The 13,961-nt window shown below is 67.6% G+C and carries 15 protein-coding genes; 8 read left to right on the forward strand and 7 right to left on the reverse strand.

The genetic code is table 11. The features are described from left to right. Positions 1-69: 69 nt before the first annotated feature. The 3 genes from ACWDR3_RS27665 (at position 70) to ACWDR3_RS27675 (ending at position 2,664) form a co-directional block, all read left to right on the forward strand. Positions 70-957 (forward strand): aminoglycoside phosphotransferase family protein, encoded by an 888-nt coding sequence (locus ACWDR3_RS27665; RefSeq protein ID WP_450355280.1) that lies wholly within the window; start codon positions 70-72, stop codon positions 955-957. Positions 958-1,270: 313 nt separating this feature from the next. Continuing rightward, the gene (locus ACWDR3_RS27670; RefSeq protein WP_450355281.1) at positions 1,271-2,206 is read left to right on the forward strand and encodes a hypothetical protein; all 936 of its coding nucleotides are present in this window, start codon (positions 1,271-1,273) and stop codon (positions 2,204-2,206) included. 38 nt (positions 2,207-2,244) lie between these two features. Beyond that, a complete protein-coding gene (locus ACWDR3_RS27675; RefSeq protein ID WP_450355282.1) occupies positions 2,245-2,664 on the forward strand; it encodes a hypothetical protein in 420 nt (139 codons plus the stop codon). A 137-nt stretch (positions 2,665-2,801) separates the two neighbouring features. Here the strand turns inward: ACWDR3_RS27675 and ACWDR3_RS27680 are convergent, their stop codons facing one another. After that, entirely contained in the window at positions 2,802-3,344 is a 543-nt protein-coding gene (locus ACWDR3_RS27680; protein ID WP_450355283.1) for an EF-hand domain-containing protein, read from the reverse strand. A gap of 245 nt (positions 3,345-3,589) precedes the next feature. Here ACWDR3_RS27680 and ACWDR3_RS27685 point away from each other — a divergent pair, with 245 nt between their 5' ends. Then, positions 3,590-4,489, forward strand: a complete 900-nt coding sequence (locus ACWDR3_RS27685; RefSeq protein ID WP_450355284.1) for an NAD-dependent protein deacetylase — start codon at positions 3,590-3,592, stop codon at positions 4,487-4,489. Between the two features lie 93 nt (positions 4,490-4,582). Here ACWDR3_RS27685 and ACWDR3_RS27690 read toward each other — a convergent pair whose 3' ends face one another. Then, on the reverse strand, positions 4,583-6,535 hold the full coding sequence (locus ACWDR3_RS27690) for an SMI1/KNR4 family protein (protein WP_450355285.1): 1,953 nt from the start codon (positions 6,533-6,535) through the stop codon (positions 4,583-4,585). 429 nt (positions 6,536-6,964) lie between these two features. Between ACWDR3_RS27690 and ACWDR3_RS27695 the strand changes: the two genes are divergently transcribed. Then, positions 6,965-8,068, forward strand: coding sequence for a S1 family peptidase (locus tag ACWDR3_RS27695; protein ID WP_450355286.1), 1,104 nt, complete (start codon positions 6,965-6,967; stop codon positions 8,066-8,068). 296 nt (positions 8,069-8,364) lie between these two features. Here ACWDR3_RS27695 and ACWDR3_RS27700 read toward each other — a convergent pair whose 3' ends face one another. Both ACWDR3_RS27700 and ACWDR3_RS27705 read right to left on the reverse strand, forming a co-directional pair. Continuing rightward, positions 8,365-8,778 (reverse strand): DUF3618 domain-containing protein, encoded by a 414-nt coding sequence (locus tag ACWDR3_RS27700; protein WP_450355287.1) that lies wholly within the window; start codon positions 8,776-8,778, stop codon positions 8,365-8,367. Then, the gene (locus tag ACWDR3_RS27705) at positions 8,775-9,194 is read right to left on the reverse strand and encodes a phage holin family protein (RefSeq protein WP_450355288.1); all 420 of its coding nucleotides are present in this window, start codon (positions 9,192-9,194) and stop codon (positions 8,775-8,777) included. Before ACWDR3_RS27705 ends, ACWDR3_RS27700 begins: the two co-directional genes overlap by 4 nt. Positions 9,195-9,686: 492 nt before the next feature. Here ACWDR3_RS27705 and ACWDR3_RS27710 point away from each other — a divergent pair, with 492 nt between their 5' ends. After that, the gene (locus ACWDR3_RS27710; protein ID WP_450355289.1) at positions 9,687-10,037 is read left to right on the forward strand and encodes a PRC-barrel domain containing protein; all 351 of its coding nucleotides are present in this window, start codon (positions 9,687-9,689) and stop codon (positions 10,035-10,037) included. A gap of 136 nt (positions 10,038-10,173) precedes the next feature. Continuing rightward, positions 10,174-10,521 (forward strand): hypothetical protein, encoded by a 348-nt coding sequence (locus ACWDR3_RS27715; RefSeq protein WP_450355290.1) that lies wholly within the window; start codon positions 10,174-10,176, stop codon positions 10,519-10,521. Positions 10,522-10,523: 2 nt separating this feature from the next. Here ACWDR3_RS27715 and ACWDR3_RS27720 read toward each other — a convergent pair whose 3' ends face one another. After that, a complete protein-coding gene (locus tag ACWDR3_RS27720; protein WP_450355291.1) occupies positions 10,524-10,754 on the reverse strand; it encodes a DUF5133 domain-containing protein in 231 nt (76 codons plus the stop codon). A 166-nt stretch (positions 10,755-10,920) separates the two neighbouring features. Then, positions 10,921-11,559, reverse strand: coding sequence for an NAD(P)-dependent oxidoreductase (locus ACWDR3_RS27725; protein ID WP_450355292.1), 639 nt, complete (start codon positions 11,557-11,559; stop codon positions 10,921-10,923). A gap of 189 nt (positions 11,560-11,748) precedes the next feature. Between ACWDR3_RS27725 and ACWDR3_RS27730 the strand changes: the two genes are divergently transcribed. After that, entirely contained in the window at positions 11,749-13,200 is a 1,452-nt protein-coding gene (locus ACWDR3_RS27730; RefSeq protein ID WP_450355293.1) for a condensation domain-containing protein, read from the forward strand. 50 nt (positions 13,201-13,250) lie between these two features. Here ACWDR3_RS27730 and ACWDR3_RS27735 read toward each other — a convergent pair whose 3' ends face one another. Continuing rightward, on the reverse strand, positions 13,251-13,793 hold the full coding sequence (locus ACWDR3_RS27735; RefSeq protein WP_450355294.1) for a GNAT family N-acetyltransferase: 543 nt from the start codon (positions 13,791-13,793) through the stop codon (positions 13,251-13,253). Between the last annotated feature and the right edge of the window lie 168 nt (positions 13,794-13,961).

Genomic DNA, 13,961 nt, shown 5'->3' on the forward strand with positions numbered 1-13,961 from the left:
GGCGCTCGCACGGACGGGTCGTCGATTCCAAAGTGTGGCCGTGCGCGGGCAGCTCTGACGGCTGGCGGCATGACCCTCGACATTCCTGACCAGGTCCGCAGGACGGTCACGGCCGACGGGAACGAATCCTGGCTGGACGAGCTGCCAGGCCTGGTCGACTCGCTGGCCCAGGAGTGGTCTCTGAAGATCGGGTCCAACTTCGCAGGCGGTCACGCCGCCCTGGCCGTCGAGGCGACACTTGTCGACGGAACTCCGGCGGTCCTCAAGATCGGTGTGCCAGGTCGGGACATCCGGCCGGAGGCCACGGTGTTGCGGCTGGCGAACGGAGGGGGATGCGCCAAGCTGTTGGGCGAAGACGTGGGTCGACGAGCCCTTCTGCTGGAGCGCCTGGGGGCTCCGATGTCCGACCTCGTCGTCGACCCTGCGAGCCGCCACACCTTGCTGTGCGAAGTGGCGGCTCGCCTGTGGCGTCCGATCGGTCCCGACATTGACCTTCCGACCGGCGCGCAGTTGGCTGAGCAGTACGCCGATCGGCTGCCGGAACTTTGGGAACAGGCGGGGCGACCGTGTTCGCAGGCCACTGTGGCGGACGCGCTGCATTGCATGAATCGTCGTCGCCTTGCCCACGACGATCGGTCCGCGGTTCTGGTCCACGGTGATATCCACGAGATGAACGCCCTGCGGGCGAGTGACGGCAGCTACAAGCGCATCGATCCAGCCGGACTGCGAGCCGAACCGGCGTGTGATCTCGGCACAATCGTGCGTTGCAACCCAGACCTCGGCGATGACCTCTGGGCGCGGACCGAGCAACTGGCTTCTCGCACGGGCGTGGACGCCACCGCCATCTGGGAATGGGGAACTGTCCACCGAGTCGTCAGCGGCGTCTATGCCTGCAGTATTGGCTTTCAGCCCTTTGGCGATCTGCTGCTGGCCGAAGCGGACCGCCTCACTCCGTAGTCACCTGTCGGCGGGCCGGCCCGCACGCCTCGTCGCCCTCCGGGCGTGGAACGGACGGTGCACACGACCGGCATGGAAGCAGGCGTCGTAGGCCACCCGGTCGGAACACCTCCGCTCGCGGAGACGGCGAACTGCGCGATGCGTTCCGGGTGTCGCCGTGTGCCTGATCCTCCACCACTGTGTCCAGCGTTTCGAACATTATTGAAATCTTTGCCGATCGCGGAGCGGTCACGCGAGTATCTGAAGGCGATGCCAGAGTGACGCTTTCGTGCCGGGACGGGCGGCCGACCGGGATAAAACAAAGGAGGCAATGGTGACCGCATTCCGGCGAACTCCCGGCGCAAGAAACCGCTTTGTCGTGGTCGGCGTCGCGTGCGTGACCTTGGTCTTGACAGGGGGAATTCTTACGTTTGCTGTTTCCCCGTCGACCTCCTCCACTGCTGCGGCTGGAAGAGAGCCGCGTGAGCCGTCACGGCAGGAGTTGAGTCTTCTGCATGAAGCCGGCCAGATTTTTCTGCGTGACTGCATGCAGCGGAAGGGCTTCGAATACCGGCCGGTCAAAGAGAACCCGATTCCAGAGGCTCGGGACTTTCCTTACGTGCTCAACGACGTGGCATGGGCCAAAGAACACGGTTACGGCACGGACATACAACACGATCTGTCCGAGCTGAGGAAAACGGATGTCAATCAGCGGTACTTTCGTGGGCTCCCGGCCAAACAGCAGGCAGCGGCTCTGACCGCAGCCAACGGTTCTCGCCCTCTGACGGTGACGGCCAAGACCCCCGACGGCATGCAGTATCAACGCAGCCCCAAGGGCTGCCAGTCGGAGGCCGATGCGACCCTCTACGGCAACCTGGAGAAGTGGTTCCAGGCGAAAGTCACCACCGACGCGGTCACGGAGATCCGGCATGCCAAGGTCACCGAAGATCCGCGATTCGCCGAGGCGGTCAAGCCCTGGTCCACGTGCATGCGGGCAGCCGGTCATCCGTATACGAGTCCGACCGACCTGCGAACGGCGACCGGCTCGCGCAGGCCTCCCCTTCCCAGGAGCGAGGAAATCGCACTTGCCGTCACCGAGGCGCGGTGCGCCCGCACGTCAGGATTGGCCAAGACCGCACAGGATTTGGACCGGCACTACGCCCGCAGCCTTTCCCGGCAATACAGGGACGTGCGTACCTACCGGGAAATGCAACTGAACGCACTCTCCCGTGCCCGCCATCTCACACAGAAGGCCGGCACATCCTCATGAACCCGAAATCCGCAACGAGAGGAAAGAACATGGGTAAAGTGCGCAGAACACTGATCGGCACGGCTCTCGCCGTTGTGACGGTGGCAGCCACTCCGCTGGCCGCTCAGGCATCGCAACCCGCTCCCGTGCCTGCAAAGAGCCAGCTCGCCGACGGATATCTCCACGTCTACTACAACACCGGCTACACGGGATGGTGCGACGACTGGTCGGGAGAAGCCCCGGACTGGGGCAGCTGCCGCAACCAAGTGAGCTCGCTCTGGAACAACGGTTACCCCGGCAGCCTGGACGACATCTGGGTGTACTGGGGCCTGAACTACACAGGTGCGCGTCGGGGCGTCTACAACGGCGTAGGACTCAGCGACCTACGCCAGTGGACCTTCGACGCGAACACGGGCCCCGGTTCAGGGGAGTGGCTCAACGACAACATCTCCTCGCATCGATGGACGAACCTGCCCTGAGGCATCCAGAGTTCAACGAGATCGTCGCGCGGGAGGACTGAGCAGGCTGGTGGGGCTGCGGGTGCGGGCCCACCCGCAGGCTCGCATCGTCTCGGTCACTCAGTCCTCGAAGAGCTTCTCCGGTCGCCGCCCGTGCGTCAGGCGGCGCCGATCGGGCCGCACATCAGGTTGCCGGGTTCGGCAGGGTCGTCGCTGGTCCAGAACTGGGTCCAGAGTGCGGCGAACTCAGGGCGGCTGAGGTAGCCGTCGGCGTCCTGGTCGAGCCGGTCGAAGACACCGTCGGTCTCCACGGGCCGCCCGTGCCAGGTGTCGACCAGACGCTGGTGCTCGCCGCGCGAGATGCGTCCGTCGGCGTTCTCGTCGACCGCGTCGAAGATGGTGTCGGCGGTGGCGGTGACCGCCTCGGGGATGGTCGGCAACAGGGCCACCATCGCGAGGAGGTCGTCCATGTCGATCTGGCCGTCCCGGTCCGTGTCCACGGCCTCGGACAACTGCTGCCACCAGCCTTTCAGTACGCCGTCCACGCGCGCGGCCAGTTCAGCTCCCTCTCTCACTCGCGGCAATCGGCCCCAGCGGTCCGCCAGGGCCACGAAGTCCGCCTCCTCCAGATAACCGTTGCCGTCCGCGTCGAACGCCTCGAACATGGCCTGGAGCTTGGTCCGCTGGAACTCGCTGGACATCACACGCCTCCTCACTCGCTGTACTGAGGTCACTCGCAGTACTGAGATCACTGGCAGTACTGGGGACATGCTGTCCGCGGCCGGCCGCGCTGCAACGGCGCTCACGCTCACCGCGGCAGGTGTCCGCGCGCCCGCGAGCCGGCCCGGTGCGCCGGGCGCCGGTTTGCCCGCGGTGGATGGAGGTCCGTGTCCCGGCAAACATCCATGCCCGCCGCGGGCCGCCGCCGATTCCGTACCCTGGCGGCATGCGCATGCGCCCCACCCTGAGCTGGACCCCCGCTGCGGCGGACCTGCTGCCGGGCACCACCGACCTGGAGCCGGTCGTCGACGCGCTGAGCGCCGGCGGTGTGCTGGTGCTCAGCGGGGCGGGCATCTCCACGGAGTCGGGCATCCCCGACTACCGGGGCGAGGGCGGGAGCCTGAGCCGGCACACCCCGATGACCTACCAGGACTTCACCGGCAGCGCGCACGCGCGGCGCCGGTACTGGGCGCGCAGCCATCTCGGCTGGCGCACCTTCGGGCGGGCCCGCCCCAACGCGGGACATCTGGCGGTGGCCGCCTTCGCCCGGGACGCCCGCGTCTCGGGCGTGATCACCCAGAACGTCGACGGCCTGCACCAGGCCGCCGGCAGCGAGGACGTCGTCGAACTCCACGGCGGCCTCGACCGGGTCGTGTGCCTCTCCTGCCGCGCGATCAGCCCGCGCCGCGAACTCGCCCGGCGCCTGGAGGCCGAGAACCCTGGCTTCGACCCGGTCGCCGCCGGGATCAACCCGGACGGTGACGCCGACCTCACCGACGCGCAGGTCGGGAACTTTCGCGTCGTGCCGTGCGCCGATTGCGGGGGAGTCCTCAAGCCGGATGTGGTGTTCTTCGGCGAGACGGTTCCGCCGCAGCGCGTCGAGCACTGCCAGCGGCTGGTCCGCGAGTCGACCGCGCTGCTGGTCCTCGGCTCGTCGCTGACCGTGATGTCCGGGCTACGGTTCGTCCGTCAGGCGTCGCAGGCGGACAAGCCGGTACTGATCGTCAACCGGGACCCCACCCGGGGCGACCCGCACGCCCGTACCCGGATCGCCCTGCCACTGGGAACGGCCCTGACGACCGTCGCCGACCGATTCGGCATCCCGGTCGAGGGGTCGGCGGGCTGAGGAACCGGTCTGGATGACGGACTTGAACGAAGCCGGGTTCACCGAGGTCAGCGTTGATGTGCTGCGCACCTTTTCAACTCCGTTCTGTCGCGCTTACTCCCCGTCCTCCAGATGCGTGGCCGCATGGTGAAAGCGGATCACCGTGTACGTCTCGCCCTCCCTCGGCGGGCGAGTCCATGAGCGGGTGGTGAATGTGTGCAGCCGCCCGTTCATGAGGGCATGACGCGGTAGAGACGCACCGAACTCCCCGGCGACCGCTTCCAGCAGCGCCCGTTCCACAGCGGCCCCGTCCCCCGGGTCACCGAAGAACTGGCTCGGATTCAGCGACTGCGGTATCTCCCCGCTCCGCTGGATCTCTCCGTCCGCGTACGTGAATGCGTACAACTCGGTACCGTCTCGTGCCACCGAAAGGTGGAAGAACGGTTGACCGTGCTCTGCCCGCAAGCCGCTCCACAGCACCACGGAGCGGGTGTCCACGCTGGCGGTTGCGGCCGGGGAAACCAAGCGCCGCTGGTCGAACGAGGCGGGATCGCTCTCGAAGGCGAAGCTCCAGCCGGTGCCGGCCCGGCCGACCGCCATGAGTGCCCGGTCGTCGTAGGACGTGAACTCCCTCCGGTTCTGCCTCGATTCGAGGCGCGCCTCCCAGGAGGTCATGGGGACGTTCAGCGCGGTGCCGTCCCCGTCTCCGTCCGCGTCCCCGTCCCCGTCCCCGTCCGTGAGACGTCCGGGCAACTCCTGCGGCTCCGCACCTTCCACCAGTACGAATCGATAGGACGTGCGGTTGTTGCCCGGGTCCGGTTCCGCGAGCCACGCCAGGCCGCCAGGATCGACGTCGGCCGTCGGTCCTGGTGCCTCGCCGGTCTGCCCGCCCCTCGGCGTGGACAGCAGCTCGCGGCCCCGCTCCAGGGTCAGCAGCGACCCGAGCACAGGGTCGGCCACCCACCCCAGCGGTGCGAGATGGTCCGGTCCCAGCGGCTCCCACAGAGGAAGAGCGTCCCTCAGCGTCCGCCATGCTCCGTCGGAGTCTCCCCACCGCGCCAACTCCCGTGCCCGCTCGACCGCTTCCCCGTATGGTCCGGCCGCTGTGTACCGGTACGTGCCGTCCCTCACCTGACCCAGCGTCGCGTAAGCCAGTGACACAAGGTCGGCGTCGGCGCCCCGCAGGTTGAACGTCAGTGCGGAGTCGCCCCGGTACGAGTGCGCCGCGTGCTCGGCGACCAGCGGGGGCAGCAACTCGGGCGCGTACTGAGGGTCCGTCACCAGGCCGTCGAAGTGCACCGTGTGGGCCTGTCGGAGCAGTCGGCGTATCTGATCACCCAGCCCGGCGGCCCGCGGTCTGCCGTACCCTCTGGCCTCGTCCAGTGTCTTCACGGCCTGTTCCCAGTTGCCGCGCAGCGCCTCCAGCCGGGCCTCCTCCACCAGGGCGTCCAGCTTCCGCGTCGTATCGTTGACGAACTCCGGCTCCCCGTCGTTCCGATGAGACCGCAGGCTGTGGAACTCCCTGTGCATGCCCCGCATGAACGCGAGGAAGTTCGCGTACCGTTCGGGCGGCGCGGCCCGCCAGCCCGCCCAGGTGTACACGGCCCACTCACCGTCCTCGTCCACGTCCTCGGGATCGAAGACGACGTACATGGCGTCGGACTCGACACTGAGTTGCAGTCCGCGCCGCCAGGTGTCCGCCTCCCGCCGCTCCTCGGGCCCGGCGTCCTCGTCCAGGTACTCCTCGAACACGTCCGCGAGCCCTGACTCGTTGTGGTGCCAGTGCGCGTCCTCGGTCCCCGCCAGCAGCCAGACGAACCCGCCCGCGTGCCGCCACCCGTCGCTGACCTTGAGGAACTCCCGGTACGACGGGGGCACTTGTCGACCCAGGCGCTCCTCCATGGCTGAGATCCGGTCCTCCGCCGCGGGCGGGAACCCCAACCAGCGAGCCTGTCGCGCAGCTTCGTCGACCGCGCCCCGCGCCTCGCCGTCGCGTAAGGAATCCGCCCACTCCCCGCTCCACCCGAGCAGGAAGGGCCGCCAGTCGAATGCCGTGGAATCCGTCATACGTCGATGCTGCCACCCACCACTGACAGCGCCACGAGGCTTCGGGCTCGTGGACGCGGACCTCGGCGACGGCCGGCATCGCGCGGTAGCGCTCCTCGCGACCGGGACCGCGAAGCTGCGGGCCGGGCCTCGGAGCCGACTGCGGCGGTCGGTCCGGTTGTCCGGGTATGTCGGTGGCGTCCTCAGTCCTCCAGGTGCCGCAGCAGAGCGCTCAGCGGCTGATCGCGCAGGGTCGGACCGCTGATGACTGCTCCTACGAGCTGTAACGCAAGGGAGAGGCCGCCGACGAGACAACTCGGCCTTTGCCGAGAGTCTCAGACCACTTGTCGATGCGTCCACGGTCTTCGCCCGCACACCGATAGAGCCATGCCGGTAGAGAAAGATTTCGCTCCGCAGGCGAATTGGTAACAACCGGAGGGCATAAAAGGCATGATCGAAAAGACTCTTGCTTCGGCCGTCAAGGCTCTGGCGCTCACCTCACTCGTCGCCAGTCTCATGGCATTAACGCCGAACGCGAACGCTCAAACGCAAGCCGATCACCCTTCCCGTGACGTTCAGGTGGCAGCAGGTCCGAGCGGTGAGGCGACGCAGAGAATCGCCGACAGCCTGGGAGACTCCCGCACCGCCGGAATATACCTCGACCAGGACAGACAGAGATTCGTCGTCACCGTCACCGACAGCAAGGCCGCGGAAGCGGTCAAGGACGCCGGCGCCATCCCGGAGCGGGTCACGTACGACACTGCATACCTGGACTCGATCAAGCAGCAGCTCGATGACACGTTCAAAACGCCCGGAACGATGTGGGGCGTTGACATCCTGGCCAACCAGGTGATCGTCCACGCGGACAGCACGGTCAGCGACACGGACTTCGCCAAACTGGACGAATTCATCGCGCCGTACGGCGACGCCGCGCGCATTGTGCGCATCGCGGGAGAAACCACGGAGACGGCATCCCCCATCAACGGGGGTGATTACATCCAGAACAACGCCGTATCGTGCTCGTACGGGTTCACCGTCCGCAGCAAGACCAACCCCGAGTACAAGTCGATCCTCACCGCCGGGCACTGCACCATTGAAGGAGGAAATGACTGGAGCAAGTCGGATGGAACGTACATCGGCTACACGACGGGACACTACTTCTCGGACGGGAACGACTTCGGTCTGATCCGCGCCTACAACACCAGCCAGGTGACCTACTACGGGAACGTCGAGGCGCAGAACGGCGAAGCCCAGGACATCACCTACTCGCGCGACAGCCGCGCCGGAGAACACGTTTGCGCCTCCGGGTACAACAGCAAGTACGGCTGCGGCATCGTGGGGCTCAAGAATCAGACCATCACCTACTCCGACGGTCACCAGGTCACGGGCATGGACGTGGCGAACATCTGCCGTGGCTCCGGCGACAGCGGTGGACCCCTCTTCGATCTCGACGCCGCGCTCGGCATTCTTTCGGGAGCGAACAGCAGCGAGTGCTACAGCTACTACCAGCCGGTGAACGAGGCGCTGGCCTGGTACGGAGTGGAAGTCGTCTGATCACCTGATCGTGTACCGCGCCACGATCCCTGCGATCACCAGGGCCGGCCCCGTATCGAAGTGCCGGTGGTAGTCCTCGAAGATCTCCGCGGCCGCCGGATGGCCGACAGAGGGAAGTTGGCCATCCGGCGGGCGTGTTCGTCCACGTCGTATTCGCGCCGGTCGCGTCCGTTGCGGTTCGGGGGGCGGCAGGGTGCGGTGCGTTGACCTGGGCGGTTCACGGGTTCTGGGCGCGAGGGGCGTCGCGGGCGCGCGAGGCCGTGCCGACTGGCCTCACGCGCCCTTCGTCGCTGTTCTCATCGGTGCTTCCTGGAACGGCGGATGAGCAGCAGCGCGATGATCGCGCCGGTCGCGGCGAGCAGGGGGACGCGGTTGGCCCGTGCCGCCTGGAGACCCTGGTCGGCCTTCTCGAGCACCGGCGCCGGGGTGTTGTCCTGCACCACGTGGACCGCGTGTGACGCCTTGTCCCGCAACTGGGCCTTGGCCTGTGCGGTCTTCTCCTGGACCTGTTGTTTGACGGCGTCCGTCTTCTCCTCGACCTGCTGCTTGACGGCATCGGTCTTCTCCTGGGCGCGGGCCTTGACGTCGGCCTTGGCCGCGAGCGCCTCGACGGTCTCGCCGAGTTCCTCGCGCGTCGCCTCGACCTGCTCGCGCAGTTCCTCCGTGGAGGGTGTTGCCTCGTCGCCCGCGTGCGGCTTGTCCTGGGTCATCGGTGTGCCTTCTCCTTGATTTCGGCCACGTCGGCCTTGACGCTGTCGATGGTCTGTTCCGGCGTCGGCGGAGTCGCCCTGCTGATCTGCTGCTTGCCGAGAGCCGCCATCAGCGCGGCGACGGCGCCCAGGGCGGCGGTGACGATCAGTGCCGCCGCCCACACGTCCATGACGAGCGAGAGCGCGGCGATCACGGTGACGACCAGCGCCTGCAGGGTGAGAACGCCCAGCAGCCCGGCGCCGCCGAACAGCCCGCCGCCCTTGCCGAAGCGCTTGCCCTTCTGGACCACCTCCGCCTGTGCCAGGCGCATTTCGTCGCGGACCAGCTGGGACAACTGCTGCGAGGCGCGTTGGACCAGGTCGCCGACCGGTTCCTGTGCTCCGGCGCCGGTGCGAGGGGTGCCTTCTGTGGTCATGGGTACTCACCTGTCCTTCTCGGCGATCAACTGGCCTTCTCCTGTCACCGCCTGATCGTGTGTCCGGGTACCCGGACAACGGCGCCTCACCGCTCGGCGGAGAGAATGCCCGTCGGCTGATCGCCGGAAAGGGCATCAGGAAGTGCGGGGGCTGAAAAGCGTTCCCGGGGGCACTCGGTGCTCTGCGGCACCGATGGGCGCCGCTTCCCGAAGGAAAGAGAAGCTCGTGTACATAGGTCTGGGTACCGTCGTCCTCATCATTGTCATTGTCCTCATCGTCATGATGCTGCGCCGTCGCTGACCTGTGCCTTTTGACCGCACGATCAGCCATGACCGCGGCTCGCCCTGATATTCGGTGGTGCAGGGTTCGCCATCAATAAATGGATGAGTGTGTGGGACGGGAAACGAGGGGCACCCGTCCCGCCGAGGGTCGCCCACCGGAATAACGGACGGGCTTCCTCGATATTCACGCATTGCAAGGGGAGGTTTTGCATGACGGACAACATGTGGGGTTATCAGGCCGAGTCCGGCCACCAGACGGGGATGGACCTGACCGGGTTCAAGGTCGAGGCGAGCGACGGCTCGATCGGCAAGGTCGACAAGCACTCCGAGGACGTCGGGGCCGCGTTCATCGTCGTCGACACCGGAGTGTGGATCTTCGGCAAGCAGGTTCTGCTTCCCGCCGGAGTCATCTCGTCCATCGACGTCGCGGAGCGGACCGTGCACGTCGGCCGCACCAAGGAGGAGATCAAGAACTCCCCCGAGTTCGACAAGGACAAGCATGTCGGCGACGCCGGCTACCACGAGCAGGTCGGCGGCTACTACGGAGACCGACAGGTCTGATCGTCACTCCGCAGCACACGTGGGCGGGCACCCGCATTCTGCCGGTGCCCGCCCACGGCTGCGCCAGGACAGTCCGGAGGCCGTTCCACGCCCCTCGGATTCACGACATTCAAGGCAGTCAAGGAGAGTGAGCCTGATGGCCACCGTGTCCCTCACCGGAGCGTCCAAGGAGGACGCCGCCACCGTGTTCGCCGTCCTGCGGATGGCGTTCCCCACCGACCGACCCCCCGAGGACGTACCCCAGGACCAGCCGGGGGACCGGTCCGCCGTCTGGACCGCGGAGTTCGAGCCGACGCAGGAGTGGATACCGACCGGTCCGGTCCCGCTGGAGGGCCTGGTCTCCGCCACGCTGCAGGGTGGCTACCTCGCCGTGGACCGGCTGCGCGAGGCACTGGGCGTCGCGTTCGCCGTACAGGAGCGGGGCACGGCGTCGGGAGACCAGGAGAAGGAGATCGACCTGCGGCTCGGCACGAAGCAGCGGTGAGGTCAGCCGGCGGTGAGTACGGAGTCGTCCTGGGGGCGCGCGCCGGGCAGTCGGTGCCGGGCGACGGCGAGGGCGGCTTCGACGTCCCGGGTACCGGTGGACACACACAGCGTGTAGGCGACGTCGTCCATCCGGCGTCGTGCGGCGGGGGTGCCGTTCTCGGCGTCCAGCGCGCGCAGGGTCTCGTACTGCTCGACCAGGTCCTTCAACACGGCGGGGTGGGCCATCAGCACCAGGGGTCTCCATTCACGTGAACCAGACATACGTGATCCGAGTACCCCCGACTTGCACGCCCATGCGGTTCGTCGGCTCAACTACCGGGCGTGAGCTGCAGCGTGTCGAGCACCCCGTACACCCCGAGGAACAGGATCGCCACGCTGCCCAGGACCAGCGCCGCGGTCAGCCAGGGGTTGGCGCGGAAGCGGGGCGGGACGCAGCACCGAGACGCCCGGAGCGGAGCAGGTCGGCGAGCGCGTGTTCGTCCACGAGGCCACCGCGCGCGGCGTTGACCAGCACCGCACCCGGCTTCATCGTCACCAGGCGGGCCCGGTCGAGCAACGGGGTGCCGGACGGATCGGGCGGAGTGCGCAGGCTGACGGCGTCGGCTCGCACCAACAGGTCGTAGAGTTCGGTCGGTTCGGCGCCGTGCGCGCGGACCTCGGCGTCGGGGACGTACGGGTCGTGGGCGAGGAGTTCCATCCCGAAGGCGCGGGCGTAGCCGGCCAGCAGGCGGCCGATGCGTCCGAAGCCGACGACGCCCAGTGTCCTGCCGTGCAGTTCGGGGCCGAACACCTTCGGCCAGCAGCCCGCCGCCACCGCCGTGTGCGAGGCGGTCAGGGAGCGGGTCGCGGACAGCAACAGACCGAAGGTGTACTCCGCCACCGCACGCGAGTTGCTGCCTGGCACGTACACCACCGGGATCCGGCGGGCGCGGGCGGCGGCCACGTCGATGGTGTCGACCCCGACACCGTGCTTGGCGATCACCTTGAGCCGGGGAGCCTGGTCACGGACAACTCGGCGCCCGAGGCGCAGATTCACGCCTTCGAGTCGCGCGGAGTACGCGTCGAGATCGCCTCGCCCGCGGGGACGTGAGGTGGGCGCCACGGGCCCACTCGGCCACCCATGTCTCGTAACTCCAGCAAATGCTCCCGCGCCGACGTCGCCACCTGATCACCGGACGGTCGTTACCCGTCCAGAGAGTCGTTCTTAGGTGGCGGGAGAGCCAGCATGAGGCAGTTTCCCTTGGAGGCACTCGACTTGGCGCCCGGGCGCCTGGTGGAGTGGCGGCTTGGGCGAATGGGGGAGCAGGCCGGCAGCAGCGGTGAAGGGCCGGTCAGGAGGGCCTCGTTCAACCAGGACAAGCATTTCAGCGTGGCCGAGGAAGGCCGCAAGGCGGACGATCTGTTCTCCTCCTGGCTCGCCGTCGCGTTCGAGGTGTCGGGGACCCTCGACCAAAGCGCGCTGGAATCGGCGCTGTTGCACTTCGCGCAGCGGCACGAGGTGCTGCGGTGCGAGTTCCGGCGGCTGGCGGGCGAGTTGGCGTGCGAGCCGCTCGGCCCGCAGGACATCGGTCTGACGCCCGTCGACGTGGGTGAGTTCGACTCCACGGAGGAACTCCGGACCTTCCTGTCCGAGAGCTTCAAGGAGCGTATCGACACGCTCTCCTGGCCGCTGTTCCTGATGGGAGCGGTGGTCCGGGACGAGTCCTCGACGGTGTACCTCGCCTTCGACCACATCGTGTGCGACGGCATGTCGATGCCGAATGTCGTCAGCGACATCCAGACCGCGTACGCCGCGTACGCGGCCGGCTGTGACGTCGTACTCCCCACGGTCGGCAGCTACTTGGACTTCGCGCAGGAACAACGCCACCGATACCTGGCGATCAGCGAGTTCGACGGCCGGCTGGACTACTGGAAGTCCTTCATCGCGCGCAACGGTGAGTTCTTCCCGAGGTTCCCGCTCGATCTCGGTCTCGAACCGGGACGCACGTATCCCACGGTGAACGAGGCGTTCCCACTCCTCGACGCCCGGCAGACCGCCGAGTTGGAGAACCGTTGCCGCGCGGTCGGCGGGAAGGCGTTCATGGGGGTGCTGGCCGCGGTCGCGATCTCGCTCCGGCAGGCGGGCGGTCCCGGTGTCTACCGGGGGCTGATGCCGGTCAGCGAACGCGGCAAGGGCGACTGGCTGGGCTCGATGGGATGGTTCGTCAACACCATGCCCATCGAGTTCTCCGCGGCGGAGGGGGAGAGTTTCGCCGAGGTGGTGGCCAATGTGCGGGTCGGCTTCGCGGACATGCTGCGCAGCATCGACGTGCCGTTCGTCCGAGTGTGGGAACTGTTGGCACCGGACGACTTCGCCAAGCGCACCTGGCCGTTCCCCGTGAACTTCTTCTCCTACGCCGACATGCGGAAGTGCCCGGGAGCGGAGAACCACGAGAACTGGCGGCCCACGACGCACGTATGGGCGTCACGCTCCAACGGAACCTCCTCCTGGTTCCAACGCGACACCTCCGGCCTCCACATGAACTCGATCTACGCCGACACACCGCAGTCCCGCCGAACGATGACGGAACTTCGCCGCACGCTTCAGCAAGTGCTGCTGGAGATCTCGGACTTCGGCACGATCCCGTCGCCAAGGGGTGAGCTGACCGGAGCGCGCGTGGCGGTGTCGACGAGGTGAGGCGGGCGCCGACCGGACCCCGCCCTGACGCCTGACCCCCTGCTCGCGCCTCAGCCCTGCGCGTCCGGCTTCCACTCGTGGACGAGGAGACCGAGCAGCACCTCGTCCATGAACTCGCCCATCACCCAGCCCGCGGAGCGCAGCACGCCCTCACGGACGAAGCCGTTGCGCTCGGCGGCGCGCAGCATCGCGCCGTTGTCCGACAGGGTCTCGATCTGGAGCCGCTGCAGGCTGCGCACGACGAAGCCGTAGCGGCACAGCACCGCGACCACGTCGGTGCCGTAGCCCTTGCCGCGGAAGGAGGGCCGCAGCCCGAGTCCGAGGTGCGCGGACCTGTTGTGGGTGTCGATCCTCCACAGCGACGCGTCACCGATCAGCGTGCCGCCGTCCAGCTCCACCACGGAGAACGGGACGTACCCCTCGTTCTTGTCGTCGACCACGAGATGCGAGTCCTTCGAACCCGGCGTGATCGGTCGCCACGGCCGGCCGTTGGACCGGGAGAAGTTCGCCACGTCGTCGTGGAGTTCGGCCTGAAGGATCGGAATGTCGTCCTCGTGCCGGGCCCTGAGCCCGACCTTGCTGCCCGTTAGCATGCGAGTTTCCTATCCGAGCGGCCCGACCGGCGGCAAACGAATAAGCGGGCGCGATCATGCTGCCCCTGCCCTGCCCTGCCTGCCCTGACATGGAGGCGCCCGACGCCGACGAGCTGGGTCTTTTCGACGTCCCGCCTCCCGGCCGACGCGGCTGACACGGCGGCCGTA

This window comes from Streptomyces sp. NPDC001002, from assembly GCF_053599215.1.

Bases quoted from the DNA above. Each gene is read 5' to 3' on its own strand.
- ACWDR3_RS27665 (WP_450355280.1), top strand. From the start codon at position 70: ATGACCCTCGACATTCCTGACCAGGTCCGCAGGACGGTCACGGCCGAC.
- ACWDR3_RS27680 (WP_450355283.1), bottom strand. From the start codon at position 3,344: ATGTCCAGCGAGTTCCAGCGGACCAAGCTCCAGGCCATGTTCGAGGCG.
- ACWDR3_RS27685 (WP_450355284.1), top strand. From the start codon at position 3,590: ATGCGCATGCGCCCCACCCTGAGCTGGACCCCCGCTGCGGCGGACCTG.
- ACWDR3_RS27690 (WP_450355285.1), bottom strand. From the start codon at position 6,535: ATGACGGATTCCACGGCATTCGACTGGCGGCCCTTCCTGCTCGGGTGG.
- ACWDR3_RS27695 (WP_450355286.1), top strand. From the start codon at position 6,965: ATGATCGAAAAGACTCTTGCTTCGGCCGTCAAGGCTCTGGCGCTCACC.
- ACWDR3_RS27700 (WP_450355287.1), bottom strand. From the start codon at position 8,778: ATGACCCAGGACAAGCCGCACGCGGGCGACGAGGCAACACCCTCCACG.
- ACWDR3_RS27705 (WP_450355288.1), bottom strand. From the start codon at position 9,194: ATGACCACAGAAGGCACCCCTCGCACCGGCGCCGGAGCACAGGAACCG.
- ACWDR3_RS27710 (WP_450355289.1), top strand. From the start codon at position 9,687: ATGACGGACAACATGTGGGGTTATCAGGCCGAGTCCGGCCACCAGACG.
- ACWDR3_RS27715 (WP_450355290.1), top strand. From the start codon at position 10,174: ATGGCCACCGTGTCCCTCACCGGAGCGTCCAAGGAGGACGCCGCCACC.
- ACWDR3_RS27730 (WP_450355293.1), top strand. From the start codon at position 11,749: ATGAGGCAGTTTCCCTTGGAGGCACTCGACTTGGCGCCCGGGCGCCTG.
- ACWDR3_RS27735 (WP_450355294.1), bottom strand. From the start codon at position 13,793: ATGCTAACGGGCAGCAAGGTCGGGCTCAGGGCCCGGCACGAGGACGAC.